The sequence below is a fragment of the Fusicatenibacter faecihominis genome (genome assembly GCF_020686945.1).
Classification (GTDB): Bacteria; Bacillota; Clostridia; order Lachnospirales; family Lachnospiraceae; genus Limivivens; species Limivivens faecihominis.
In genome coordinates this window covers 45554-70360 of record NZ_JAJEPR010000002.1, presented here as the reverse complement: position 1 = coordinate 70360, position 24807 = coordinate 45554, and the positions used below count along the sequence as shown (strand labels likewise).

The 24807-nt window shown below is 48.4% G+C and carries 22 protein-coding genes; 5 read left to right on the top strand and 17 right to left on the bottom strand.

The window, feature by feature from the left end; genetic code table 11:
- Nucleotides 1-2 precede the first annotated feature (2 nt).
- The gene (locus LKD71_RS01500; protein ID WP_227614081.1) at nt 3-620 is read right to left on the bottom strand and encodes an ABC-2 transporter permease; all 618 of its coding nucleotides are present in this window, start codon (nt 618-620) and stop codon (nt 3-5) included.
- A complete protein-coding gene (locus tag LKD71_RS01495) occupies nt 617-1465 on the bottom strand; it encodes an ATP-binding cassette domain-containing protein (RefSeq protein ID WP_227614080.1) in 849 nt (282 codons plus the stop codon). Before LKD71_RS01495 ends, LKD71_RS01500 begins: the two co-directional genes overlap by 4 nt.
- A 169-nt stretch (nt 1466-1634) precedes the next feature.
- Here LKD71_RS01495 and LKD71_RS01490 point away from each other — a divergent pair, with 169 nt between their 5' ends.
- From LKD71_RS01490 to LKD71_RS01480, 3 genes are read left to right on the top strand one after another with little or no spacing between them, the layout of a single operon-like run.
- Nucleotides 1635-1988, top strand: a complete 354-nt coding sequence (locus LKD71_RS01490; RefSeq protein WP_227614079.1) for a hypothetical protein — start codon at nt 1635-1637, stop codon at nt 1986-1988.
- A gap of 12 nt (nt 1989-2000) precedes the next feature.
- A complete protein-coding gene (locus LKD71_RS01485; RefSeq protein ID WP_227614078.1) occupies nt 2001-3404 on the top strand; it encodes a vWA domain-containing protein in 1404 nt (467 codons plus the stop codon).
- Nucleotides 3394-4866: an ATP-binding protein gene (locus tag LKD71_RS01480; RefSeq protein WP_227614077.1), complete on the top strand. Its 1473-nt coding sequence runs from the start codon at nt 3394-3396 to the stop codon at nt 4864-4866. The genes LKD71_RS01485 and LKD71_RS01480 overlap by 11 nt, the downstream gene beginning before the upstream one ends.
- Before the next feature lie 7 nt (nt 4867-4873).
- Here LKD71_RS01480 and LKD71_RS01475 read toward each other — a convergent pair whose 3' ends face one another.
- The 13 genes from LKD71_RS01475 to LKD71_RS01415 all read right to left on the bottom strand — a co-directional run bounded on the left by LKD71_RS01475 (nt 4874) and on the right by LKD71_RS01415 (nt 20320).
- Nucleotides 4874-5392 (bottom strand): dCTP deaminase/dUTPase family protein, encoded by a 519-nt coding sequence (locus LKD71_RS01475; RefSeq protein ID WP_227614076.1) that lies wholly within the window; start codon nt 5390-5392, stop codon nt 4874-4876.
- 19 nt (nt 5393-5411) lie between these two features.
- Nucleotides 5412-5903 (bottom strand): anaerobic ribonucleoside-triphosphate reductase activating protein, encoded by a 492-nt coding sequence (nrdG, locus tag LKD71_RS01470; RefSeq protein ID WP_227614075.1) that lies wholly within the window; start codon nt 5901-5903, stop codon nt 5412-5414.
- Nucleotides 5904-6121: 218 nt separating this feature from the next.
- A complete protein-coding gene (locus tag LKD71_RS01465) occupies nt 6122-6895 on the bottom strand; it encodes an ABC transporter ATP-binding protein (RefSeq protein ID WP_178045843.1) in 774 nt (257 codons plus the stop codon).
- Entirely contained in the window at nt 6888-7769 is an 882-nt protein-coding gene (locus LKD71_RS01460; protein WP_227614074.1) for an ABC transporter permease, read from the bottom strand. The genes LKD71_RS01465 and LKD71_RS01460 overlap by 8 nt, the downstream gene beginning before the upstream one ends.
- Before the next feature lie 30 nt (nt 7770-7799).
- On the bottom strand, nt 7800-8798 hold the full coding sequence (locus LKD71_RS01455) for an ABC transporter substrate-binding protein (protein WP_227614073.1): 999 nt from the start codon (nt 8796-8798) through the stop codon (nt 7800-7802).
- 569 nt (nt 8799-9367) lie between these two features.
- Nucleotides 9368-11185 (bottom strand): ABC transporter ATP-binding protein, encoded by a 1818-nt coding sequence (locus LKD71_RS01450; protein ID WP_227614072.1) that lies wholly within the window; start codon nt 11183-11185, stop codon nt 9368-9370.
- Nucleotides 11186-11251: 66 nt separating this feature from the next.
- Nucleotides 11252-13030 (bottom strand): ABC transporter ATP-binding protein, encoded by a 1779-nt coding sequence (locus tag LKD71_RS01445; protein WP_227614071.1) that lies wholly within the window; start codon nt 13028-13030, stop codon nt 11252-11254.
- Between the two features lie 36 nt (nt 13031-13066).
- Nucleotides 13067-14830 carry an ABC transporter ATP-binding protein gene (locus LKD71_RS01440; protein ID WP_227614070.1) on the bottom strand — a complete coding sequence of 588 codons (1764 nt, stop codon included), beginning with the start codon at nt 14828-14830 and terminating at the stop codon, nt 13067-13069.
- Complete coding sequence (locus LKD71_RS01435) at nt 14799-16628, bottom strand: ABC transporter ATP-binding protein (RefSeq protein ID WP_227614069.1); 1830 nt, start codon at nt 16626-16628, stop codon at nt 14799-14801. Before LKD71_RS01435 ends, LKD71_RS01440 begins: the two co-directional genes overlap by 32 nt.
- Before the next feature lie 81 nt (nt 16629-16709).
- Entirely contained in the window at nt 16710-17336 is a 627-nt protein-coding gene (locus LKD71_RS01430) for an ABC transporter ATP-binding protein (RefSeq protein ID WP_178047110.1), read from the bottom strand.
- 53 nt (nt 17337-17389) lie between these two features.
- The gene (locus LKD71_RS01425) at nt 17390-17713 is read right to left on the bottom strand and encodes a hypothetical protein (RefSeq protein WP_227614068.1); all 324 of its coding nucleotides are present in this window, start codon (nt 17711-17713) and stop codon (nt 17390-17392) included.
- Between the two features lie 274 nt (nt 17714-17987).
- Nucleotides 17988-19838 carry a helix-turn-helix transcriptional regulator gene (locus LKD71_RS01420; protein WP_227614067.1) on the bottom strand — a complete coding sequence of 617 codons (1851 nt, stop codon included), beginning with the start codon at nt 19836-19838 and terminating at the stop codon, nt 17988-17990.
- Nucleotides 19838-20320 carry an acyl-CoA thioesterase gene (locus tag LKD71_RS01415; RefSeq protein ID WP_178047107.1) on the bottom strand — a complete coding sequence of 161 codons (483 nt, stop codon included), beginning with the start codon at nt 20318-20320 and terminating at the stop codon, nt 19838-19840. The genes LKD71_RS01420 and LKD71_RS01415 overlap by 1 nt, the downstream gene beginning before the upstream one ends.
- Nucleotides 20321-20447: 127 nt before the next feature.
- Between LKD71_RS01415 and LKD71_RS01410 the strand changes: the two genes are divergently transcribed.
- Nucleotides 20448-21362 (top strand): LysR family transcriptional regulator, encoded by a 915-nt coding sequence (locus LKD71_RS01410; protein WP_227614066.1) that lies wholly within the window; start codon nt 20448-20450, stop codon nt 21360-21362.
- 123 nt (nt 21363-21485) lie between these two features.
- Nucleotides 21486-22430, top strand: coding sequence for an AEC family transporter (locus LKD71_RS01405; protein ID WP_227614065.1), 945 nt, complete (start codon nt 21486-21488; stop codon nt 22428-22430).
- Between the two features lie 482 nt (nt 22431-22912).
- Here the strand turns inward: LKD71_RS01405 and LKD71_RS01400 are convergent, their stop codons facing one another.
- Both LKD71_RS01400 and LKD71_RS01395 read right to left on the bottom strand, forming a co-directional pair.
- Nucleotides 22913-23923, bottom strand: a complete 1011-nt coding sequence (locus tag LKD71_RS01400; protein WP_117765848.1) for a GGGtGRT protein — start codon at nt 23921-23923, stop codon at nt 22913-22915.
- A gap of 19 nt (nt 23924-23942) precedes the next feature.
- Nucleotides 23943-24635: an iron-sulfur cluster assembly scaffold protein gene (locus LKD71_RS01395; protein ID WP_178047104.1), complete on the bottom strand. Its 693-nt coding sequence runs from the start codon at nt 24633-24635 to the stop codon at nt 23943-23945.
- Nucleotides 24636-24807 lie beyond the last annotated feature (172 nt).

Sequence of the window (24807 nt, the reverse complement as noted above, 5' to 3'; positions counted from 1 at the left end):
TTTTAATAGGCTTTTTTTTCACAGATATTCATGGAAAAGACCATCGACACCAGGAAAAGCCAGAAGGAAGCGGCGGCTCCGCCCCAGAGCACCTCCCCGGAGAAGACGATCCTCCAGGCCTCGGAATTTTCTCCCGTGATCCTTGTAAAAATGGCCACGGCCGCGATGGCAAGCCCCGCTAGGAACAGGTAGCCCAGTTTTGCCTTTCCTATGCCGACCTTGTAGATCAGCGGCAGTTCAAAGGCTGCAAAGAGAAGACCCACGATGAGAATCACCGGAAGCACATCCAGAAAATCTCTCGTATTGGTTCCGCCAACGAGATTGAAAATCAGGTTGATGAGGATGCCCGCCAGAAGACCCAAAACGGAAAACAGATATTTTTCCGCGGTCTGTACCTTTCTGGAGACGGGCAGAAGCACGCCATAACCTGCCCATTTTGCCTGCTCCTCCAGGCCCAGCAGCGTTATCACCGCCATGGAGGGATAGAGGCAGCTCAAAAGGGAGAAGAAAAACACGTTTTCCTCCACCACGCCAAAGAGAGCAAAGATCACGGTAAAGCCCAAAAACATCTTTCCTTTTTTCCGAAGCATCAGAAAATCCTTATATAACAGTGCCTTCATCGTCTCACCGCCTCCTTTGTCAGATACTGCATGATGTTTTCCAGGGAAGGAGCTTCCAGAAGAAGCGTTTCTTCCATGCCCTCAGGCAGAAGACTCTTCTCAAAAAGCAGGCTGCCGCCAGTCTCCGTACGGCAGATGCCTCTCCAGGCGCTCCGCGGAATTTTCTCCAGCTCCTCATCGGAGGCCGTAAGAAAGCCATAGCGCTTTTTCAAGGTTTCCTTTTCTTCCGCAAAGATCAGTTTTCCTTTGTAAAGAAAAGCCAGATCATCGGATATTGCCTCCGCCTCCGCTGTTTTTTCCATGAAAAGCAGAACGGCCTGGCCGTCTTTTTTTGCAAAATCCTGAAACAGGCTCAGAGCCAGCTCTTTGTCCTCGAGCTCCAGGCCAGCCGTGGGCTCATCCAGGATCAGAAGCTTCGGCTCATGGGCCAGGGCAGAAAGAATCCGTACCTTCTGCTCCGCTCCCCGGGTAAGTTCCCGCAACGGCCTCGTAAGAGAGAGGGAAAACCGGTCTGCCAGTTCAAAAAAGTAAGACTCCTGCCAGTTTTTATAACACCCCTTCAGGATCCGGCTGATCTCTTTCGCGTTCAGGCAGTCCGGGAAACCGCCCTCCGCAGGAACAAACCCGCAGTGTTCCAGCACCTCTCCTTTCTCAAAAAATATCACGTTTCCCTCGTCCATCCGGAGCTGTCCGGTCAAAAGCTTAAAAAGCGTCGTCTTTCCCGCGCCGTAAGCTCCCATAACGCTCATAAGTCTTCCGGCTTCTAGAGAAAAGCTCACCGGCTCCAGCTTAAAATCTTTGTATTTTTTCGTAATTCCTTCGATTTCCAGTATTTTTTCGCCCATATCGGCTCCTTTCCATCTCGCGCATTTGTTCGTGTATAGACAAGCATAAACAGTATCCCTCCCCTTGTCAACCGACATTTTTTCCAGCGGCAGACCTTTCTTCCGCAAAATCACCCTTTACCGGAAGCTCCCGTTTGTGATAGGATAAGAGCAGACAAAGGAGGGTATTATGCAGCAGGCAGACGAAACATTTTTAACGACAACCCAGGAGCCCCGAAAGCTCTCCATCGCCATCTCCCGGTATTTTTCCGGTGAGCTGACGGAGCCTGATCTCAAAGAACGGTATGAAAAATTTTTGCGGCAGCGGAGCCGGGCGGCCATGCTCCAGATCATCAAAGACGGCTCGTTCCAGGAAATGGTAAAACTGGCGGAGGGCGGTTTTCTCACCCATGCCCTTTACCAGGAGGCCATCCTCAAAACCGCCGACGCCGGCCGAACCGAAATGACCGTCTATCTACTCCGGCAGCGGGAACGGCTGGACCCGGAGGAGGAAACAAAAGATCCTTTTGCTCTCGATTTCTAAGGAGGCAGTCCATTGAAAACTCTTGAACAGCAGATTCTTTCCTGCATGACCGTCCGGCTGACAGAGCAGTTCCCGGCTCTTGCTCCGGCCTTTTCTCTTCTCTCTTTTCAGGAAAGTGAAAATATGGGAACTGACGGCAGCTGCTTCTATTATGAGAAAACGGCGCTTCGGAACGCTTTTCTTGAAAACCGGCTGGATTTTCTCTTTCTCCACAGCCTCACCCATATGCTTTTTCTCCATTTTCTCCCAGAGGCTTCCGTGGAACAGGAGGTCTGGAATCTGGCGGCTGATCTTGCCGCCTCTTATTTTGTGGATACTTATCTGCTCACAGAAAGCCCCGAAGCGACGGAGCGGCAGAAAATCTATGTCAAACTGCCGCCGGGAGCTCGAAGCGCCGAAAAGTTTTACTCTTTCCTGGCGGGGCTACCAGCTGAAGAAAGGCAAGGCTTTCTTGCCTGCCAGGCGGATGACCACAGCCGCTGGTTTTCCAAGGGAGACGATGTTTTTGGCTCTTTTACGGGGTCTGGTGGCACAGAGGCTTCCGATCTTTTTCCGGGAACACCTTCTGACAGTGGTAACAGTTCTGGTTCTAGCGGCACTTCCAGCCCGGATTTTCCCCAGAAGACGGCTTCTTCTGCCCGTACGGAGCAGCTTCAGCGGATTTGGAAAACACTGGAGCTTCTCTCTCTTTCCGCTCTCACTCCCTCTCCCCGGAAAAAGAGCCGCCGCGGCGCAGCTCCCGGGAGCCGCATCGAATGGCTTCTGCTGGAGAAAAAGGGGAGCTACGATTTCCGCCGCTATCTAAGACGCTTCACCATCACCCGGGAGGAGACAAAGGCAGATCTTGACAGTTTTGACTACATTCCCTACTGTTACGGTCTTTCCCGTCCGGAAAAGCTTCTCTTTCTGGAGCCTCTCGAATACCGGGACTCCACGAAAATCCAGGATCTGGTCATCGCCATCGATACCTCCGGCTCCTGTTCCCTTGAGACCGTCAGCCGTTTTCTCTCCGAAACCCTGGTGATCCTTTCTTCCAGCGAGAACTTTTTTAAGAAGATGAACGTCCACCTGATCCAGTGCGACTCCGCCATCCAGTCCCACACCGTCATCCATTCCGCGGAAGAATGGATGGAAAATTCCCGGAAAATCCGTATTCTCGGCCGGGGCGGCACGGATTTCACTCCTGTTTTTTCCTATGTAAAAGAGCTTCAGGAAAAGAAGGAACTCACCCATCTGAAGGGTCTTCTCTATTTCACCGACGGGGACGGGATCTATCCGACCAGCCCGCCGCCCTATGAGACCGCTTTCGTTTTCACAGATTTTTCCTTTCTGAATTATCCGGTCCCAGCTTTTATCACAAAACTCTGCCTGGAAACAAACCAGGCCGGAAACGAGGTTTTTCAATATGAACATTAAAGACGCAAAAGAGGAGATCCGGCGCACGCTCCGCGCCTATACCGCTCCCGAGGGCTATCGAATTCCCAGAGTCCGCCAACGCCCGATTCTGCTCATCGGACCGCCGGGCATCGGAAAGACGGCCATCGTCGAACAGGTGGCAGAGGAATGTCAGGCGGGCTTCGTCTCCTACACAATGACCCACCACACCCGGCAGAGCGCCATCGGTCTTCCCTTCCTCAAGGAAAAAGATTACGAAGGAAAGCATTTTTCCATCACGGAATACACGATGAGCGAGATCATCGCCTCAATTTATCAGTATATGGAGGACAGCGGACACAAAACCGGCATTCTTTTTATCGATGAGATCAACTGCGTCTCCGAGACCCTCACCCCGGTCATGCTCCAGTTCCTCCAAAATAAGACTTTCGGCAATCATCCGGTACCAGAGGGGTGGCTCATCGTGGCTGCCGGAAACCCGCCGGAATACAATCAGTCCGTACGGGAGTTTGATATCGTGACCATGGACCGTGTCAAATATATGGAGATCGAGGCGGAGCTCTCCGTCTGGCAGGACTACGCCAGACGCGCCAACATTCATCCGGCTGTCAGCTCCTATCTGGCCCTCCATCCGGAGCATTTTTATTGCATGGAGAGCAATGCCGACGGCAAACATTTCGTCACCGCCCGGGGCTGGGAGGATCTCTCCTGCATCCTTTATTCCTACGAATCCCTGAAGGAACCCGTGACCGAGCTTCTTTTCGGCGAATATCTCCGGAAAGAAGCCATCGCCCGGAGTTTTTCTCTCTACTACCGCTGGTATGAGAAGGAGAAAAAGGATCCGCGGCTGGCTGATTTTCTCACCGGAAAGCTTACGGATCCATCTTTGAAAGAAAGCCTCAGCAACGCCCCGCTGGAGGAACGCTTCGCCGCTGCTTCCCTCATCGCCTCCTTTCTGAAAAATCGTTTTGAAAGCTGGTCTGAGAAAAAGGAAGAGCTGCTCAAATACCGGGAGCTTTTCTCTGACTGGCATCGCCAGGAGTCTGGTCTTTCCGATTTTCTGAAAAAACGGCTGGAAAGTCTGGTCATCCGCAGGAAAAACGCCCTGATCTCCATTCCTGACGCCCTCTGGGAACAAAAGCTTCTGGAAGGACTGGAGGATTTCGCCCTCTCCCTGCCGCAGGAGACCCAGGAAGAAAATGTACGCAGTTTCTATGCTGAAAAACGGGCGGCTTTTCAGAAAACGGAAGAAACTTTGGCAGAGTCTGTCCGTCTGGCCTGCTCTCTTCTGGAACCCGACAATTTTGCCGATCCGCCTTACCTTTATCTCATCACAGAGCTTTCCAAAAACCCTCTCTCCGCTTCCTTCCTCGGCTCTCATCTGGTGGAAGCCTACTTAAACGCTTCGTCCGGGCTTCTGGTCTCCGACCGCGAGGCGGCATTAAAAAAGGCCGTCCGGGAACTTTCCCCGAACAGCCTCTGATTTTCTTTTATTTCTGGCCGGTGGTACTTCCGAAACCTCCGTTTCGGATCTCCACCGCGTCGTCATCCACGGTAATGCCGTATTCTACAAAAATTCCCTGCATAAAGCCAGTGCCTTTCTCGATGCAGACTACTTTTCCTTCCTTGGAATCGTTGGTCAGCTTCGCGAAGATATGGCCCTCGTTATCGGAATAAAAATAGTCGCTGTCAATGATGCCCACGGTGTTATTGAGCTGCAGACGGAACTTAAAGCCCAGACCGCTTCTGGGATAAAGCTTCAGCACCCAGCCCTCTTCCATCTCTGCGCGGATGCCGGTGGGAATTTTCACAGTCTCACCCGGTTTGAGAATTATATTGAAGGGAGTGTAGAAATCATAACCCGCAGAACCTCTGGTGGCCCGTTTCGGAAGCTTCAGTTCCTCATAGACTGCCTTAATCTCCTCTTCTTTTGCCTCCGGGAACTCTCCCTTCCAGGCCTTCTCGAACTCATCAAAGCTTACTTTATGGAATTTAGCAATTTTCTTCATCTATTGATCCTCCTCATTTTCAGCTGTTGTGCAATACTACCTGTCCTCTGCGGAGAGAATCCTGCACATCGATCACCCGCTGGTTGGAGCTGCCTTTCCAGTGAAGCTGCGTGTCGCGTTTGTCGCACTCATACTCACCGTCCACAAGCACATCCACATATTTCATGACTTCATAACTTTTTACCGTCTCCCAGAGACTGCCCGTATACATCCAGATCGTCTTCTCCGGAAACTTTTCCCGGATCTCTTTCGCCAGAGCCGTGATCTCCATACGGTTTCCCGGATAGAGCGGATCTCCGCCGCTAAAGGTAACGCCGGAAATATAGCTTTTCTCCAGCTGATCGAAGAGTTCCTGTTTTGCTGCCTGGTCAAAAGGAAGTCCCCCATTGGGATCCCAGGTCACCGGATTCTGACATTCCTTACAGCAGTGGTTGCACCCTGCCACCCAGAGGACCACCCGAAGGCCATCCCCGTTGAGCATATCATCCCTGGTAATATTGTGGTATCTCATGTTGTTGTCGCCCCGTTTCATCTATATCAGTACAGTGACAGGCAATTGTAACTGCCTGGTCGCTCCTGCACCAGATTTAGTATTTTTCATTTTATTTTTACACCATATGGTGCGCTGTTCACTATAGTAACATCTCAGGGCGGGGGAGTCAAGCCTTGTTTGCAAAAAAGAAACGGCTTCCAAAACTTTCGCTTCAGAAGCCGTCTGCCTGTTTTTTATCAGTTTCCGCACTCAATGCTGATCTCATTGAAGAGATCCAGCACATCGTCCACTTTCATCGCTTTCTTTTCTTCGCCTTTTTTGTCCAGGATGATTTTTCCCTGGTGCATCATGAGGATACGGGTTCCATATTCGATGGCATAGCGAAGATTGTGCGTCACCATCATGGAGGTGAGTTTTTTCTCCCGGACCAGCTGGTCGGTGAGGCGCATGTTGATATCTGCCGTCTTCGGGTCCAGAGCCGCCGTGTGCTCATCCAGGATCAGGAAATCAATCGGTGTCATCGTGGACATGAAGAGGGACATGGCCTGCCTCTGACCACCGGAAAGAGAACCGACCTTCACATGGAGCTTGTCCTCCAGTCCCAGGTTCAGCGGCCGGAGCATCTCTTTGTAATGCTCTTCCCGTTTCTTCTGAACACCGAGTCCCAGGCCGTAGCGTTTGCCCTTGTTGTCTGCCAGAGCCAGATTTTCCAGGATCGTCATGCTGGGACAGGTTCCCATCGCAGGATTCTGAAAAACACGGCCGATCTTGCTCATTCTCCGGTACTCTTTCTGTCCGGTGATATTTTCTCCGTTGATGGTAATACTTCCGGAATCCACAGGGATACTTCCGCAGATCAGATTTAAAAGAGAGGTCTTTCCGGAACCGTTACTTCCTACAATGGCTACAAATTCGCCATCCTCCACAGTCAGGTTCAGATCCTGAAATAGACACATTTCATTGACCGTACCCGGATTGTAATATTTATAAATGTGTTTCATCTCAAGCATGGATATTCACCTTCTTCTTTCGCTCCATTCCCAGAACCAGAATAATCAGGAACAGGGCTGCGGTAATAAATTTGAGATCTGTGGAGGCAAAGCCCAGGTTGATGGCCAGGGCCACGCAGGCTTTGTAAATCACAGAACCAATCACGACACTGGTTGTCACCCGAAGGAAAGTAATCCTTCTGAAAAGACTTGTACCGATGATAACGCTGGCAAGACCGATGACCATGGTTCCTGTTCCCATGGAAACATCGAAGAAGCGCTGTTCCTGTGCGAAAATGCAGCCGCTCAGGGATACCAGACCGTTGGCAATGGCAAGACCGATGATCTTTACCTTGCCCTTATCCACACTCAGGGAAGTGATGATCTTGTCGTTGTCTCCTACTGCCCGAAGAAGCATGCCCGCTTTCGTCTCCAGATACCAGTCAAGGATGTATTTGCAGGCGAAGGTGATAATGACGATCACCACTACATTTTTAAAAGGAAGAATGGCTTCCGGCATACTTTTGACCAGATCATTTTCAAAGATCGTAACCTTATTATATATAGGAAGGTTTGCTCTTCCCGCGATCCTTAAGTTTACGGTGTAAAGAGCCGTCATCATGATGATTCCGGAAAGAAGATCTCTGACCTTCAGCTTTACATGAATGAGACCGGTAAGGGTTCCCACCACTGCTCCTACCAGGAAGCAGATCGGCAGTGTCAGCACCGGATTGAAATCCTTACTGATAAGTACCGCCGCAATGGCTGCTCCCATCGGGAAACTGCCGTCCACCGTCAGATCCGGAAAATCCAAAATCTTATAGGTGATATAAATTCCCAGGGCCATGATGGCGTAAATCATTCCCTGCTCCAGTACACTGATCAAAAGTGTCATAATGCTTGAACCTCTCCAATTCTTTTGTCTTTACTCTACTGTGATGGTCTCGTAAATCTCTGCTGCTTCACCCAGAACATCATCAGAAATTGTGAAATCGATGTTGCCTGCTGCCTCGGTGTTTACATAAACATTGCCGCCCTCGCAGATCTCAAAGGGAGTCTCTGCTGCGGTTGCCTCGCCCTTCAGGACTTTGGCTGCCATCTCGCCGGTCTGTTTTCCAAGAGCTACATAGTCGATGCCGACAGCTGCCACACAGCCGTTTTTCACCTGCTCTACCTCAGAACCGAATACCGGGATCTTCGCGTCGTTTGCTGCTGCCAGGACAGTCTGAAGAGCGGAAACAACGGTGTTGTCTGTCAGGTTGGAGATGCAGTCTACCTTGGAAGCCAGATCTTTGGCTGCCATTTCCACATCGGCGATGGTGTTGATACCGGTATCTACGATCTCAAAACCGTACTCTTCTGCATGGTCCTTGTACTCCTGAATCGTGCTGACGGAGTTTGCTTCGCTGGTGGTGTAAAGGATACCGATCTTCTTTGCATCCGGCATCAGCTCACGGATCAGAGCCATCTGCTCTGTTACCGGCAGTTTGTCGGAGGTACCGGTGATATTTCCCACATTGGTTCCGTCTTCATTGACAAGGCCTGCGCCGGCCGGATCGGATACTGCGGTGTAGATCACGGGAATGTCTGCATCCATAGCACTGTTGTAAGCACTCATGGCACTCGGTGTTGCGATTGCACAGATCAGATCCACTTTCTTATTTACGAAGCTGTCAGCGATGGTCGCTGCATTTCCGGTGTCTGCCTGAGCGTTCTGATATTCAATCGTGAGGTTTTTGCCCTCCTCATAACCTGCTTCTTTTAAACCTTCCAGAAAACCTTCCCGGCAGTTGTCCAGAGAACCGTGCTCTGCGAACTGGCTGATACCGATGGTCACGGACTCCTCGTCTGCCATTGCCGGAACTGCCATTGCTGCTGCCATTGTCATTGCTGCCATTACCATTGCCATTACTTTTCTTCTCATCTTTCATTCTCCTTTTCCATACTGTGTTTTTTTGTAAATGTCTTACTGTTCGTCAAAGATACACCGGTGTCGGAAAGAAAATGAGAGAGCTCAGGGCCGGAAGCGATCTTCTGTATAAAAAGAAAACCGCCTCAGATCAGATCATCCTGATTTGAGGCGGTAATAAAATCTTATTATCGCGGTACCACTCAACTTAGCTGTGCTTTCACACATGCCCTCTCTCGCACGCACTATCATACGCTCCGGATTGATAACGGGTTCGGTTCCCGGCTGCTCCTACTCTGTAACTTCATTTCAGGCCGCCCTCGAAAGTCCATTCAGCAAATCAGTCCATACTGCAATCTCACCATCTGCAGCTCTCTTTGATCTTCCAAGATGCTTACTACTCTTTCTCATCGGTTTGCTCTTTGTTGTGGTAAAGTCTAACACTAAATATCCGACTTGTCAAGCCTGTTTTTTTATTTTTTTCATACCATTTTCGGGAAAGGGGAGTTTTCTTTATATTTTTGGAGCAAATCATGCTATTGTCAGGTAATATTGAGTTTTTCACACTCTTTTATTGAACATTATCACCTGTCATACCACTGGGACTGCACCTCATAGAGCCGGGCGAACTCCCCTTTCAGTTTCATCAGTTCGTCGAAAGTGCCATCCTCTTCTATTTTTCCGTTTTTAAAGACGATGATCCGGTCTGCAAGCTTGGCGACAGAGATCCGGTGAGTGACGTAGATGACGGTTTTATCCTTTGCCAGGGAATTGTATTTCTTGAAAATTTCGGTTTCTGCCAGAGGATCCAGATTGCTGGTGGGCTCGTCCAGAACGATCAGATCGCGGTTCCGGTAGGCGGCCCGGGCGATCGCGAGCTTCTGCCACTGGCCTCCGGAGAGATCCGTTCCTCCCACATATTTTCCCAGAAGTCTGTTTTCCAGGCTCGCAAGTCCCGAAAAAGCAAGGGCCTTCTGCACAGTCTTTTCCTCATACGGGCGATGTGTTTCTCCAAGGAATACGTTTTCATAGAGCGTAAACGTTTCATAATGCGTCGGGTCCTGGACAACCACGCTCTGGGCGTCAAAATGAGACTCCGGATGGAGATCTTCCATCCGTTTCCCATTCAGAAGAAGCCTTCCCTCAGACGGACTCAGCATACCCGTGAGAAGCTTTACAAAGGTTGATTTTCCTGCGCCGTTTTCTCCGACAAAGGCCACCTTCTCGCCAGGATGCAGGGTAAAATCCACACCCTTCAGCGTATATCGTCCCGTCAACGGATAGCGGTATTTCACACCTTTTGCCTCTGCCCTATGGAGCAACACTTTCTCCGGTTCCCGGGAAGCATCCTCCTTAAGATCCATCAGGTCAAAAAACTGCGCCGCCCGGTTTTTCTGTGCCTGAAAGCTTCCAAAGGCCCGGATCAGCTGGGCAGAATCCGTAATCAGCGTCCCGGTCATCGCAAAAACCGCGCTCATGGCTCCCAGAGAAAGCTTTCCCTGGGCCAGCAGAAGAATTGCCAGAACCATACCGCCCACATGGGCCAGATTGTAAAAAAGAGAATTTACGATCTGTAATAACGCACGGTTCCGAATCAGTTTTTTCTGGCGAATCACATAGGCATCCGCCCGCTCTTTCCATTTTCCGTAAAAGAAATCATGAAGCCCCAGTGTTTTGATCTCTTTTTCCGCCGGAGAAAGCAGAAGCTCCTCAAAATATTCGGTTTCCCGCTGAAGCTCCGTACTCTCTTTCACAAAGCGAAACTGCAGCTTTTCCCCCAGAGAAACGCTGTAAAGGGTCGGAAGAGGCGCCAGAAGCACAAGAATGCTCAGCAAGGGATGATAAAGATAGAGCGCAGCCGCAATCGTCAGCACAGAAATCACCTTTGCGACCACCACATAACCGCTGATCATCACTTTCCGGTTGATTCCGTTCCAGCTGTCCCCGGCAAAATCAAAGACCTGGCGCATCCGGTCTTTCATCACAGGCGCCTCTAAATACTCTGGCGAAACAGAATTGACTTTTTTCAGCAGATGTACCTTGAAAAGCTCCTGCTGCCGATTGGCCTGAATCATATCCAGCTGCTCGAAATCTCCGCCACCTTCCGGCGCAAGATAGCTCTCCAGAAGGTCCGCTGCAAAAGAGATTCCCCAGTAAAGCACGAGCATGAGCGCCGCTTCTGTCACACGGTTCCCGGCATTTTCCACCACGGAAATATACCGTCCCCAGATTTCCGCAATGAGCGGTCTTAAGAAAGAAAGCAGAACAAAAAGTCCCAGATAGATGCAGCTGATCCCTTTTGTTGCGCGAAAAACATAGAGAAACAGGCGAAGCAAATGATGAAAAGACGGCTTCTGCTCTTTCTGGATCTCCCGTTCTTTTTCTGCTGTGCGATCATTCATGGGGATTCACCTCCTTCTAGTACAGTGAAAATTAAGTTTCTGATACATTGACGCCGGATGATTTCTTCATATGTACCACTGCTTCTGGGCCTTCCACATATCTGCATAGATACCGCCCCGCTCCAGCAGCTCCTCATGCGTTCCCGTATCCACAACCCGGCCTTCTGAAATCACCAGAATACGGTCTGTGATCCTGGTAGAACCAAGACGATGGGTGATAAAAAGCGAGGTTTTGTTCTCTGCAAGCTTCGCAAATTCACTGTAAAGTTCACTTTCCGCCATGGGGTCCAGCTGGCTCGTGGGCTCATCCAGAATCAAAACAGGTCTGTCGCCCATCAGGGCTCTGGCCAGCGCAATCCGCTGCCACTGACCTCCGGAGAGATCTACGCCGCCCTCAAAATCCCGGTTCAGCATGGTATCTTCCCCTTTTGGCAGGCGTTCCAGAAAAGGCAGCACATTTCCTTTCTGCATCGCCTCTCTCACCGTCTCCCTGTCAGAAAGCTGCTCCACATCACCGATTCCCACGTTTTCCCTTAACGAGATACTGTACCGTGTAAAGTCCTGAAAAACCGTTCCGAATATTTTTTCCCGGGCTTCCCTCGCGTAAGCCTGCAGAGGCTTTCCTCCAATCAGAATCCGTCCGCTGTCCGGTTCAAAAAGCCCGAGCAGAAGCTTAATCATGGTCGTTTTTCCTTCCCCGTTCATTCCCACAATGGAAATCTTCTCTCCGGCCCTGATCTCAAAGCTCATATGGGACAGCACCTGCCTGTCTGTCCCGGGGTATGTAAAACAGACATCCTCAAAGGCAATGGAACAGTCTTTGGGGACTTCCTTCACTTCCCCATAGGTTTCTTCCGAAAGGTTGAAAAACCTGTCATAATATTCATAGGCCTTTATGTGATAGCCCATGTTTGCAACGATATTCGTGTAACAGGAAAGATTTTCCGCCAGCGTCGTAAATATGGCCCCCGCCAGGGCCACAAACGTCGGAAACGAAAGCTCCCCTGTCTGATAGATCCACAAAAGAAGGCCTGCATTTATCAGCTGACCGACTCTGGAAATATTTCTCTCTGTAAAATGATGGCGGAGATTCTGGAAATAATAGCGTTCATATTCCCGGTTTCTGCCGCCAAGCCGCTTCTGAAACGTACGAATCAGGAAATCCGAAGACTGGTTTAAGCGATTTTCCCGAATTGTTTTCGGCTCGCAGAGCATTTTTTCCAGCTTCTCATACTGGATCTCTTTTTCCCAGTAAGTTTCCATCTCCTCATAGATGTTGAAGGAGTTTTTAAAGCACAGCACACGTTCCAGCACAATGGGAGCCAGGAGCGTGAGCAGAAACCACCAGCGGATTTTTAAGAAAAGGATCAAAGTTCCGGCAGTAGCCACCGTCGCCGTCAGCGCATTGCAGAAATATTTTGGAAAAAGATGCAGGGCCGCTGTTTCCGCCCGGCCGTAGGCCTTGTCTATGATCTCTCTGGATTCTTTGTTTTCGTAATGCTCATAGCGCAGCTTTTTCAGTTTCTGCAGCATCCTTCCCTTGTAGGCAGACCGGAAAATCAGCTCCGTCCGGGGCTCCACATAGACCTGCTGCAAAAGATTCAGAAGATCCGGCAACACCGCGCTCACGATAAAAACCACCATGGCCGGAACAATCGCCGAAAATGCCAGCTCTCTCCTGGCAATCGAAAGCCCGTCTGTCATCAGCCGCTCACTCGCCAGGACAAAAACCGGCGGAAGAACACCGGAAAGTATTGCTAAAGCAAACGCCAGAGGCACCAGAAACGGATTTGTGGATGATAGAATGGTAAAAAGATCTTTGTAGGCTGATTGGATTCGGTTCATTTTTGAGGATTCCTCCGTACTTAGCTTTCCGCTTTTTCATATCGCATTCTGCGCCAGAAACAGTTTTGCATAGCCACCATTAAGCTTCATCAGTTCGTTATGTTTTCCATTTTCGGTGATTCTTCCGTCTTCCATGTAAAAAATCTGGTCGCAGGGAACGACGGAGGTCAGTCTGTGCGATACAAAGATGATCGTCTTATCTTTCAGATATTTATGGACTAATTCATAAAATCTCTTCTCAAACAGCACATCGATCGCGCTGGTGGGCTCATCCATCACAAGAATTTCCCGGTCTGCATAGATGGTCCTTGCCAGAACAAGTCTTTGCAGCTGACCGCCGGACAGAAGTTTGCCGTTTTCTCCAAATTCCTGCCCGATTTTCTGATAGAGATCCGGAAGCTCCTGCAAAAGCTCCACTTTTTCCAATGCGTCCCGCACCCGTTTTTTATCCGGCTGACGGCTCATGGCAACATTTTCCGCCACAGAGGCTTCATAGATGCTGAAATCCTGAAACATTGCAGAAAAACAGTTCCTGTACTCATCGACTGCGATCTCCTGCACGGTTCTTCCGTTGTATTTCATCTCCCCCGCATCCGGCTCATACAGGCGGAGCAGCAGTTTGATCAGCGTTGTTTTTCCGGAACCATTTCTTCCTACCACAGCCACTTTCTCACCTTTATGGATGCATAAATCAATATTTTGCAGCACTTGCTTTTCAGGAGAATAGCCAAAACACACCTGTTTCATCTCAAGCTCCCGGAAAGGAATTTTATTCCACTTTTTCTCCAGATTCTTCTCCGTTTCCTGAGGCAGCTGCTCAAACCGCCGAAAACGTTCAATGAAAAGTCCATTCTGCCGGAAAACTGCAATCTCATCTGATAAATCCCCCAGGCGCATCTGAAGTGAAGCGCTGCCGTTGATGATCGCCAGAAAATCTGCCGCCGCTATATTTTTCAGCACCAGTATCCGGATCGTCAGATAAAAGGGAACAAGAAAATCCATACAGACCGCTTCACAGAAAATCCGCTTCCATGCAGAAAGTCTGCCGATTTCACCTCCAGACTGCCGAATCAGAAGTTCCCTGCTTTTCATAAGCGTATGATAACGCCTCATTACCACATCCCGAATCCCCGTAAGCCTCCCCTCCCGGGCATATTCCGGAAGAAACAGAATCCGTTCGTAAGCATTTTCTTCTTTTCCTTTTTCTTTCAGCTTCCAGTCATATGCCACCTGAAGCTGAACCAGCTTCTGATTGATCGCATAATTGACTGCCAGCGACAGGCAGCCAATCACCGGCGCAATGACGTCAATCGTCAGGGAATAACCGATGATACTGACAAAAACTGCTGCATACTCCAGAAGACGCAGCGTATTTTCCAAAACAGAAACCATCCGGTCCTTACACTCCTCGTTGACCAGTGTGATCATCGTATAAAACTCCTCGGAATCATACACCCTGATATCCAGCGATCTCGTCTTTTCAAACACTTTATGCTGCAAAACACCGGTCAGTTTTTCCTGATAAACCGGAACCTTTTTGCAGTTGAAAACAGCTTCCGCCCAGAAGCTCACTGCCACAATCAGAAAGCTTCCAGCCGTAAAGCATAAAATTTCCCTTATGCTCCGTTTCTGCTCCACGCAGGATACGATATAAGAGAGAAAATATACGCTCAGAAAAACCGACCGAACACCGCCCACCACCCGGAGTACCCCTGCTGTGAGAAGATACTGAGGTGTGGTACGCAGCGTTAAATGCAAAAAGTACCCATTATTCCGAACACTTTTCCAAAATTCTTTCATCTTCTTTCCCCCGCATTTCAGAAAGCCCTGCTCCATATAACTCCTGATGAGCCATATACATGTTCCAGTATACTCCCTGCTGCTCAATCAACTGATTATGGCTACCGCTTTCAACGATCGTACCTTCTTTCATTACCAGAATCCGATCCACTAGCCGCGTTGTCGCCAGACGGTGAGAAATAATCAGAACCGTCCGGTCTTCGGCAGCCTGAAGCAGAAGACGGTCGATTTCACGTTCTGTGATCGGGTCCAGCGCACTCGTGGGCTCATCCAAAATCAAAAACGGAAAATCATTCGCAACCACCCGCGCCAGCGCCAGCCTCTGCATCTGCCCTCCGGATAAAAGCAGTCCCTCATCCGAAAATTCATGCGTCATCTGCCTGTCCAGATCCGGAATTTTTTCCTTCAATCCCATTTTTTCAAGGGATTTCCATAAAATATCGTCTGAGACAGGACCATTTACGCAAAGATTTTCCCGTACCGATAACGGATAGATCTGAAAATCCTGGCTCACAACTCCAAAAAAGCGATTTAAGTCTCTTCTGCTATATGTAGAGAGGCTGCTGCCATTTAAAACTACGCTTCCTTCCTGACAGGGAAAAAGATTCACCAAGAGAGAGGCCAGCGTCGTCTTTCCTGCTCCGTTTTCGCCTACAACCGCTATTTTTTCACCAGAATGAATCTCCAGACAGACATCATGCAGCGCTTTTTTCCCACTCGCATACTGATAGCCCGCATTCTGACATTCCAGCACCCAGGAATCATTTTTTCCGGAGATTTTTCCTGTTTTTACTGCCGTATCTTCTGTTTTCTCTTCCTGAGCCGCCAGAAATTCTTCATAATCCTGCACATACCGGAGAAAGCTCCCGATTTCCACAAACTGATCCAGCAGCATTTCCACATCCCAGCCCAGAATTGCCACCGACTGGGCAATTCCAACAAAATCACCCACCAGCATCTGTGCGCCTAATAAAATGCGAACCGCCACATAAGCAATCGGAAAGAGAACGATCACCGCATCGCCGATACAGGCTTCCAGAAAAGAAAACAGCGCAAGTTTCCCGCCAAATCTCTTCTGCTCTCTGATGATTTCTTCCGTTCCTTCCTCGTAAATTCCTTCTACCAGGTCGGATTCCGCATACATTCTGAGATCCTTTGCATACTTTGGAAGATAAAAAATCCTTCTCGCATACTCTTTTTTCCGTTCCGCCTCTGTCGTCGCATGGTTGAAGGTATATTTTATCTTCTCTCCAATGCTTCCCGCCAGAAACGAATAGACGAGTGAAAACAGACAAAACAGAATTGCTCCCAAATCCACCTTCACAAGATACACAAGCACAAGGCCCAATGCAAAACAGAGGCCACAGGCAGCCCCGGAAGTCTGCGCAACCCCTGCCATTTTCACAGCTGTATTGTCCAATACCTGGCGATATTGATTCAGAAACTTCGGATCACAGAACGCTTCATAACCTGCGCTTCTGGCCGCACGGAAGATGTTTTCATTCACATTTTCCTTCAGTTTTGTCTCAAAATTGACAAAATATACCTGTTTCAAATGATTATCCAAATGGTAAAACACAATCTCCACGCAGGCCATAAACAGCAGCAAAGCCACGATCCGTAAGACCGACTGGCCATTTTCTATATATGCCAGCAGCGTACGCAGAAAATATACACTGTAAAAAACATTAAAAAACTGTTTCAAAAGATTGTAAACGATCGTGTAAAGAAAATAAAAACGATCGACAGACCAGACTGTTTTGTAAGTCAGCATGGCGGTATTCCATCTCTTTTTCATTTGCAAATATCCCTCTCCGCAATACTATTATTTCTCAAACAGATCGTATCATAAAAAGCATGAAAAGTTTAATCCTACAATTTATATACCATATAGCATGATTTTTCCAGTCAGCGGAATATGAATGTTCAGACCACGAAGTACTTCACCTAACGCATTTTCATAGGAAAAATGAAGGTTTTCTATTTCTATTCCTTCTGGAAGTACCGTTAGCACTTCTTTTTCCGCGGATTCCTGATCCCTGTAAAAAACAGAAATCCGTTCCTCCAGATTTCTTAAAACGTGAAGCTGTGTCACCATATATTTCAGATCCGAAATGAGTTCGTTATATTCGTAAAAATAGCCAAGCATCACAACCAGAGCTCCAGCATTCAGCGCTCCTTTCGCCACACCCAGCGCCCCGCAGAGCAAAAGAACGATTCTGCAAAGAGGATCTAACGCTTCCATAAGTGTCTCAGTTACCGTCTCCAGCCCAGTAACCGCAAGCACTCCTACAATACAGTAAGTTCCATAAGACAAAAGCTGACTCAAAAACTCATACAGCGCCATTTCTCCGTTTGAGGCATAAAGGACTCTTTGCCGATTCTGCGGTAACGGACATAGAGTTTCTCCAGTCTGTTTAGCCACTGTTTGTTGTAAAATAAAAATGTAGAAAGTTGCAAAACAAAAATGTAGGTGATTGCAGCTACATTTTGTAGGTAATTGCAAAGCATCAGAATCCTAGGAACAGGCGGCGCCGGATGGTAGCTCCTAAGTTGGATCTAATGCAAAAATCCATTGCAGACATACAGATAATCAATTACCCTTGTCTTTGTTGTAAGCCAAAACATCAAAGATAAGGAGAAAGGAAACAGCAGATCTCGCTTATCAGTAAATGAAATCAAATTGTCTATTCTTTTTTCAAAAGACAGATATTCATAACCTTTTTCAAAAGAAACCGGAGGCTGTGATATTACAATACTTCCATCCACTCCTGTTTTAAACAATTTCCCCAAAAATTCTTCTGTTTTACATATTTTATGCCACATATGAACATGCCCATCAATAACCTTTCTTCTCACTCCTTCCATTTTATACGAAGCCATTGCTTGTTCTCTTGTTTTTATTGGTCAAATAGTATCATATAAAGTCAAAAAAGTTTATGACGTTTTATGCAAATTTTATTTTCGCGAAACGTCATAACTTTTTCAGTTTTTTACCATACACTTATGTTATCAAAAATTATTTTGAAGGAGGTTTCTGCAATGAAACATTTTAAACGTCAACTATTATCTACTCTACTTATAACAACGATACTTATCCGTATTCCTCTATCTTTGTCATTCCCTAATATTCCGGATGCACTCATAAAACCATCTCCTACTTCAGAAATTGGCCATCCCAACGGAGGACGTCATTAAATTGATTTCTATCTGGAAACTTCATTAACTGTATGTGAGATATTACATCATGGTATAAATAGTCCATCTTATATAGCTTTAGCAAGAAAATACCATTTTTGAAATAGTGTACATATCGCTCATCTCTTTTTTGCTCCCAGGCATCTCCAAGCGTAATCAAACTTCGCCCTAAAGAGGCTCCCAGTCCAGCCTTTATGTCTATTTTTATTGACTCGATCGAAAGACTGATTGCTTCCTCTAGATCTCCATTTTCACCAGTCATACATAAAGCCAGATTATTTTTTGAAACGCCCCAATCTAAAATGTGAAACACCGGCCTAACACAGGTCATGCTGAATTGTTTCACCTGTCTTCGATAAATAAATATGGATTTATCTTTCTGTTGATTATCAAAATAAATCAATGCCATCTGGCTTAAAATGCGAAACTCTTCAGTCGAAAGAACAAATTCACATTCCTCTTCCGGGTCAGATTTTACCGTCATCTGGTAGAGGAGTCTTAATCTTTCAAGGCATTCGTTCCAGTCAGCTGTTTTCTCCACATAATCAATATTCACCTGTTCTGCCTGAACATACTGCTGATTCACTGGAGAATTCATATCCAGGCATGTTTTTATCTTCCCCAATACTTCCTTCGCATTTTCATGCTTTTCCTGATGGATATACTTCGACAACTCCTGCTCCAGCTCTATGGTTTCGTACTGTTCCGTTACCATCGCCATATTGACCCGGACGCAGCCGCGGCCCATCTTTTCCATCATCTGCTGCAGCTTTCTGCTCTGGGGCGTCTGGCGGCCGTTTTCCACCCGCGCCAGCGTTTCCTGGGCGCAGATATCTTCACTCAATTTTTCCTGCGTCATACCTACGGCAGTCCGCGTTTTCCGGATCATCTCCGCATCGATATAGAAACGGCGGATCACATGATCGAAAAGGCGGTATTTTTCAAAGGAAATCCCATACTCCTGCTCGGTTTCCAGAAGGCTCTGGCGCATACGATCCAGAAGCTGGGCCTGAAGTTTCTCTTCCGGAACACCGCTTTTTCTCAGAAGCTTTCCGCAAAGTTCCAACAGTTCCGGCATGTAGAGAAGCTTTCCCTCGTCCCGCAAGAGTTCCAGTGCCTCCTCGGCGAGGCTTCTCACAGTGGTGATTTTTTCCTCCGGTGCATGCTCTCCATATAAGAGCACGGCATAGGGAAAAATTTTTGACCGGTCCATCCGGTTCGTTTTCTGTTCGCAGATGCAGCGAAGAAGCCGTTTCAGTTCTTCAAAATCTCTGCTGGCAGTTCTCGATTTCCGGGAAACTTCCCAGCGAAAAAGAAGGAGCTTCCCTTCTTCTGCACTGAAGCAGCGCTCCTTCTTCATCTCCTCCTCCGAAAGCAACGTTTCCCCTATGGCCTGATCCAGCAGTTTCAGAATCTCGTCCGGATCTTCTTCCCTGATCCAGGCAACCTGGGCACGCTCCTGCAGAATATACTGTCTGTGCAGGGAACCTTCCGCAAGTTTTTCTTTTTCATACAGATTCAACAGGTTTTCCGCCTCGCTTAACCTCCCGTGCAGGATGGCTTCCTGAATGTCCTGCCGCCGTTCATAGATTCTGTAAATACTGAGGGGCATTACATACTCCAGCCGCTCCACGGATTTTCCCAGCCGCCCCATCAGGCGGTCCAGCAGAAAGAAATCCGGCTCAAGTTCTTCCCGCTCTATGCGGGCATACCTGGAGACGGAACAGAGTCCGCTGCATAAAAGGCCCTGCGAAAAACCGGCCTCTTTACGCAGGCGCCGCAAAAGACCTCCAAGCTCATTCTTTTTCATCAGAACCCCTCCAGCCGTCTCTGTTTCCGCAGCTGGTACCGTTTCTCTCCTGCCTCCCATTCGGCTTTTTCGCTCTCGGTCTCTACGATGAGGCCGGGAACAGGGACGGCTTTGCCTTCTTCGTCGATGGCTACCATGACCACATAGGCCCGGTTGATGACGTGGCGCATGCCGTCCAGGGTCTCCACATAGGTGTCCACCCGGACTTCCATGGAGCTTCTGCCCACATGGGTGATTTTACCGATGAGAACGACGGTATCATTCAGGAAAGCCGCTTTCTTAAAGTTCAGATTGTCGATGGAGGCCGTCGTGATCCGGCACTCGGAATGGCGGGTCGCCACGATTCCTGCCAGCTCGTCGATCCACATGAGCAGCTGGCCACCGAAAAGCCGGCCATAACCGTTAATGTGCCGGTGCATCAGAAGATAAGTCTGTTCTGTGAGGGAATCCTCCACTCGTTTCATTTTTTTCAAAGTAATCATCCTTTCTATTAAAAACTGATACTTGCCATATCAAAATTTTATGCTAAAATAGATAATAGTGCAAGCCTCCCGGTTTTTTGACAAAACAAGAGATAAGAAACCGGTATATGACAAAGGAGCTTTTATTATGTCTGTAAATTTTGAGTATTACAAGATTTTTTATTATGTCGCCAAATATAAAAGTATCACCCAGGCGGCGTCTCTGCTTTATTCCAGCCAGCCTTCCATTTCCCGGATGATCAAGATCCTGGAGCAGGAGCTGGGCTGTACGCTTTTCATCCGTACCCGGAAGGGCGTGGCCCTGACTCCGGAAGGGGAAGAACTTTTCGACCATGTGGCCCCTGCCTGTGAGGAGCTTTTCGTGGGGGAAGAACTGCTCTCCCGCTCTTACGGCCTTCAGGGTGATACGATCCGCATCGGCGCCAGCGAGACGGCTCTTCGCTGTTTTCTCTTTGATAATCTGGAGCTTTTCTATGCGGAGCATCCTGCCATCAAGCTGAAAATCTACAATCACACGGCCTCCGAGGCTCTGGAAAACCTGAAAAACGGTAACGTGGATCTGGCCGTTGTCTCCACACCGCTGGAACTCGTTCCTCCCATGCGGATGACCCGTCTCCTGCCGATTCAGGAAATCTGCATCTGCGGTCCCCGCTATCAGCATCTTCTGGACCATGCCATCGAGCTGGAAGAACTGGTACGCTATCCCCTTATCACTCTCGCCAAAGGAACCCGTACGCGGGCTTTTTATGAGAACTTTTTTGAACGCCACGGCCAGATTCTGAATCCGGATATCGAGGTGGAAACCTCCGATCTCGTTCTTCCCGGCGTCCGCGCCAATCTGGGAATCGGCTTTATCCCGGAAACCTTCGCCCATGTGCCTCTGGAGCGCGAGGAAGTCTTCCAGCTGAAGCTGAAGGAAGACATACCGGAACGCTATGTCTGCCTCGTGGAAGATACCTCCAAGCAACCCGGGCTGGCTGCAAGGCTTCTGATCAAATATCTGACCGCCCATGGCAGCAGTGATTCCTCAAATACCCCTTAATTGTCTTTTTTCGCACTACTTTTACTATAACAGACTTTTTTCTTTTTTTCCATCCCCTCTCTGGTCAATCTTTTCCGAAAGTGCTACAATGGAGAAGATTGTCAAAACGAGAGGAGTGTTTTTGTGGATAATCTAATTTTCTGTCTGAATGCCACCATCCCTATTTTTCTTACCCTGCTTCTGGGTGCTTTTTTCCGAAAGGTCGGTCTTTTTACACCGGATTTTGTCAAGCAGGTAAACCGTTTCGTCTTCCAGGGCGCTCTCCCGGTGCTCCTTTTTCAGGATCTGGGGACCTCAGATTTTGCCGGGCTCTGGGATGGAAAATTTGTTCTGTTCTGTTTCCTGGCTACGTTTTTCAGTATCGTCATCAGCATTGTGATTTCCTTTTTCTTAAAGGACGGTTCCCTGAAAGGGGAATTTGTCCAGGCTTCCTATCGGAGCAGCGCCGCTCTTTTCGGCATTGCTTTCGTGGAAAATGTCTACGGAGACTCCGGTATGGCCCCGCTGATGATTCTCGGTACCGTTCCTCTTTACAATATCATGGCTGTGATTGTGCTTTCTTTCTTAAAGCCCGGCGTCAAGTCCATTGATCGTCCGCTGCTGAAGAAAACCATTAAGGGCATCCTCACAAATCCCATTATCCTGGGCATTGTGGCCGGTTCTCTCTGGTCTCTCTCCGGCCTTACCATGCCGCTTATCATGGAAAAGACCGTACATAACGTGGCTGTCCTGGCTACGCCTTTAGGTCTTATGGCCATGGGAGCTTCCTTCGATGGAAAAAAAGCTGTCGCAAGTCTCAAGCCCGCCATCCTGGCCAGTTTTAACAAGCTGGTGCTTTTCGCAGCCATCTTCCTGCCTCTGGCTGTTCTGCTGAAATTCCGCGGAAGTGAGCTCCTCTCCATCCTCGTGATGCTGGGCTCTCCCACCACCATCAGCTGCTACATCATGGCCAAAAATATGGACCATGACGGAGCCCTTACCTCTAACACGGTCCTCATCACCACCCTGGCCAGCGCCTTTACCATGACGGGGTGGCTGTATGTGCTGAAGGTGGTGGGATTGATATAGAAAACAAACAAAAATCACATTTTTGCAATTTTACTTTTTTCAAAATGTCATTGACAAACATAAAAAAATCTACTATACTGAAATTGTAACGAATGCGACAATAATGCTGGAGAAAAACGAAAACCCCAGGAGTGTGCGAGACTCTTGGGGTTTTCTATGCTCTTTTATGTAAGGCGGCTTAGACCTTCAGGCTACTGCCTTTTCTTTCTGTCCAGCCATTTGCAGATATAATAGCTGACTATACCTGCCAGGACAGAAACTACGAAAGCAACAATAATTTCTACCATTTATCATCACCTCCTTTCTGCTGGAGGTTCGGCAGCTTTTATAGTATATCATATATACATTTGCAATTCTACTAATTACATTAAAATTCTTATCGTATATTTTTGCTGTTTATAAAATTGCATAAATGTTTGCACAAAAAAAGTACCGTGGCGATTAAACCACGGTACTTTTTTTATCTTAATTGTCAGTTCAGATTAGAATTTTCCCTGAGAAGCTGCCTCTTCGATGGATACAGCAACTGCAACGGTCATACCAACCATCGGGTTGTTACCAGCACCGATCAGACCCATCATCTCAACGTGAGCCGGAACGGAGGAGGAACCTGCGAACTGTGCATCGGAGTGCATACGGCCAAGAGTATCGGTCATACCATAGGAAGCCGGGCCTGCTGCCATGTTATCCGGATGCAGGGTACGTCCTGTACCACCACCGGAAGCAACGGAGAAGTATTTCTTACCAGCTTCGATACGCTCTTTCTTGTAGGTACCTGCTACCGGATGCTGGAAACGGGTCGGGTTGGTGGAGTTTCCGGTGATGGAAACGTCAACGTTCTCTTTCCACATGATAGCAACGCCCTCACGAACGTCGTTAGCGCCGTAGCAGTTTACTTTTGCACGGGGACCATCAGAGTAAGCCTTGCGGAATACCTCTTTCAGCTCGCCGGTGTAGTAATCGTACTCAGTCTCAACATAGGTGAAACCGTTGATACGGGCGATGATCTGAGCAGCATCTTTTCCAAGACCGTTCAGGATAACGCGGAGCGGTTTCTGACGTACACGGTTAGCTTTGGTAGCGATACCGATAGCGCCCTCTGCTGCTGCAAAGGACTCGTGGCCTGCCAGGAATGCGAAGCACTCGGTATCCTCCTCCAGAAGCATTTTACCAAGGTTACCATGTCCAAGACCTACTTTACGCTGGTCAGCAACGGAACCCGGGATACAGAAAGCCTGAAGGCCCTCTCCGATAGCTGCTGCAGCCTCGGAAGCCTTGCGGCAGTTCTTTTTGATAGCGATCGCTGCGCCTACGATATATGCCCAGCATGCATTCTCAAAGCAGATCGGCTGAATGCCTTTGATCTGATCGTAAACGTTCAGACCGGCATCTTTGGTGATCTTCTCAGCCTCTTCGATAGAAGAGATGCCGTAGCTGTTCAGGACAGCGTTGATTTTATCAATACGTCTTTCATATGATTCAAATAAAGCCATGATCTATATTCCTCCTCGATTACTCTTTTCTCGGGTCAATGATTTTAACAGCATCTGCGATACGGCCATACTGACCTTTTGCTTTCTCGTAAGCAGTGTTGGGGTCATCGCCCTTTTTGATGAAGTCGGTCATTTTGCCGAGGTTTACAAACTGGTAACCGATGATGCAGCCCTCTTCGTCCAGGCCGATTCCGGTAACATAACCCTCTGCCATCTCCAGATAACGCGGGCCTTTTTTCAGAGTACCGTACATGGTACCAACCTGAGAACGAAGTCCTTTACCAAGGTCCTCAAGACCTGCTCCAACCGGAAGTCCTTCTTCGGAGAATGCACTCTGGGTACGTCCGTAAACGATCTGCAGGAAGAGCTCTCTCATAGCAGTATTGATAGCGTCACATACAAGGTCGGTGTTCAGCGCCTCCATGACGGTTCTTCCCGGAAGAACCTCAGCAGCCATTGCTGCGGAATGGGTCATACCGGAACATCCGATAGTCTCAACCAGAGCCTCCTGGATGATGCCCTCTTTAACGTTCAGAGTCAATTTGCATGCACCCTGCTGCGGAGCACACCAGCCGACACCGTGAGTCAGACCGGAAATGTCTTTGACATCTTTGGCTTTTACCCATTTTGCTTCTTCGGGGATGGGAGCTGCGCCGTGATTAACACCCTGTGCAACTGTACACATCTGTTCTACTTCCTGTGAATAAATCATTATAAGACTCCTTTCAAGTTAAATACTTTACCAGCAGCGACAGCAAAACCTTGAGCAGTGGTTTCAGCTGCAGGCGATCCGCCCTGCTGCCTGTTCTATGTATGCCGGGTCAGATGAACCCACGCCATACCTGATTGTATTTTCTCATAAATCGTAGAAAAAATCCAGTATA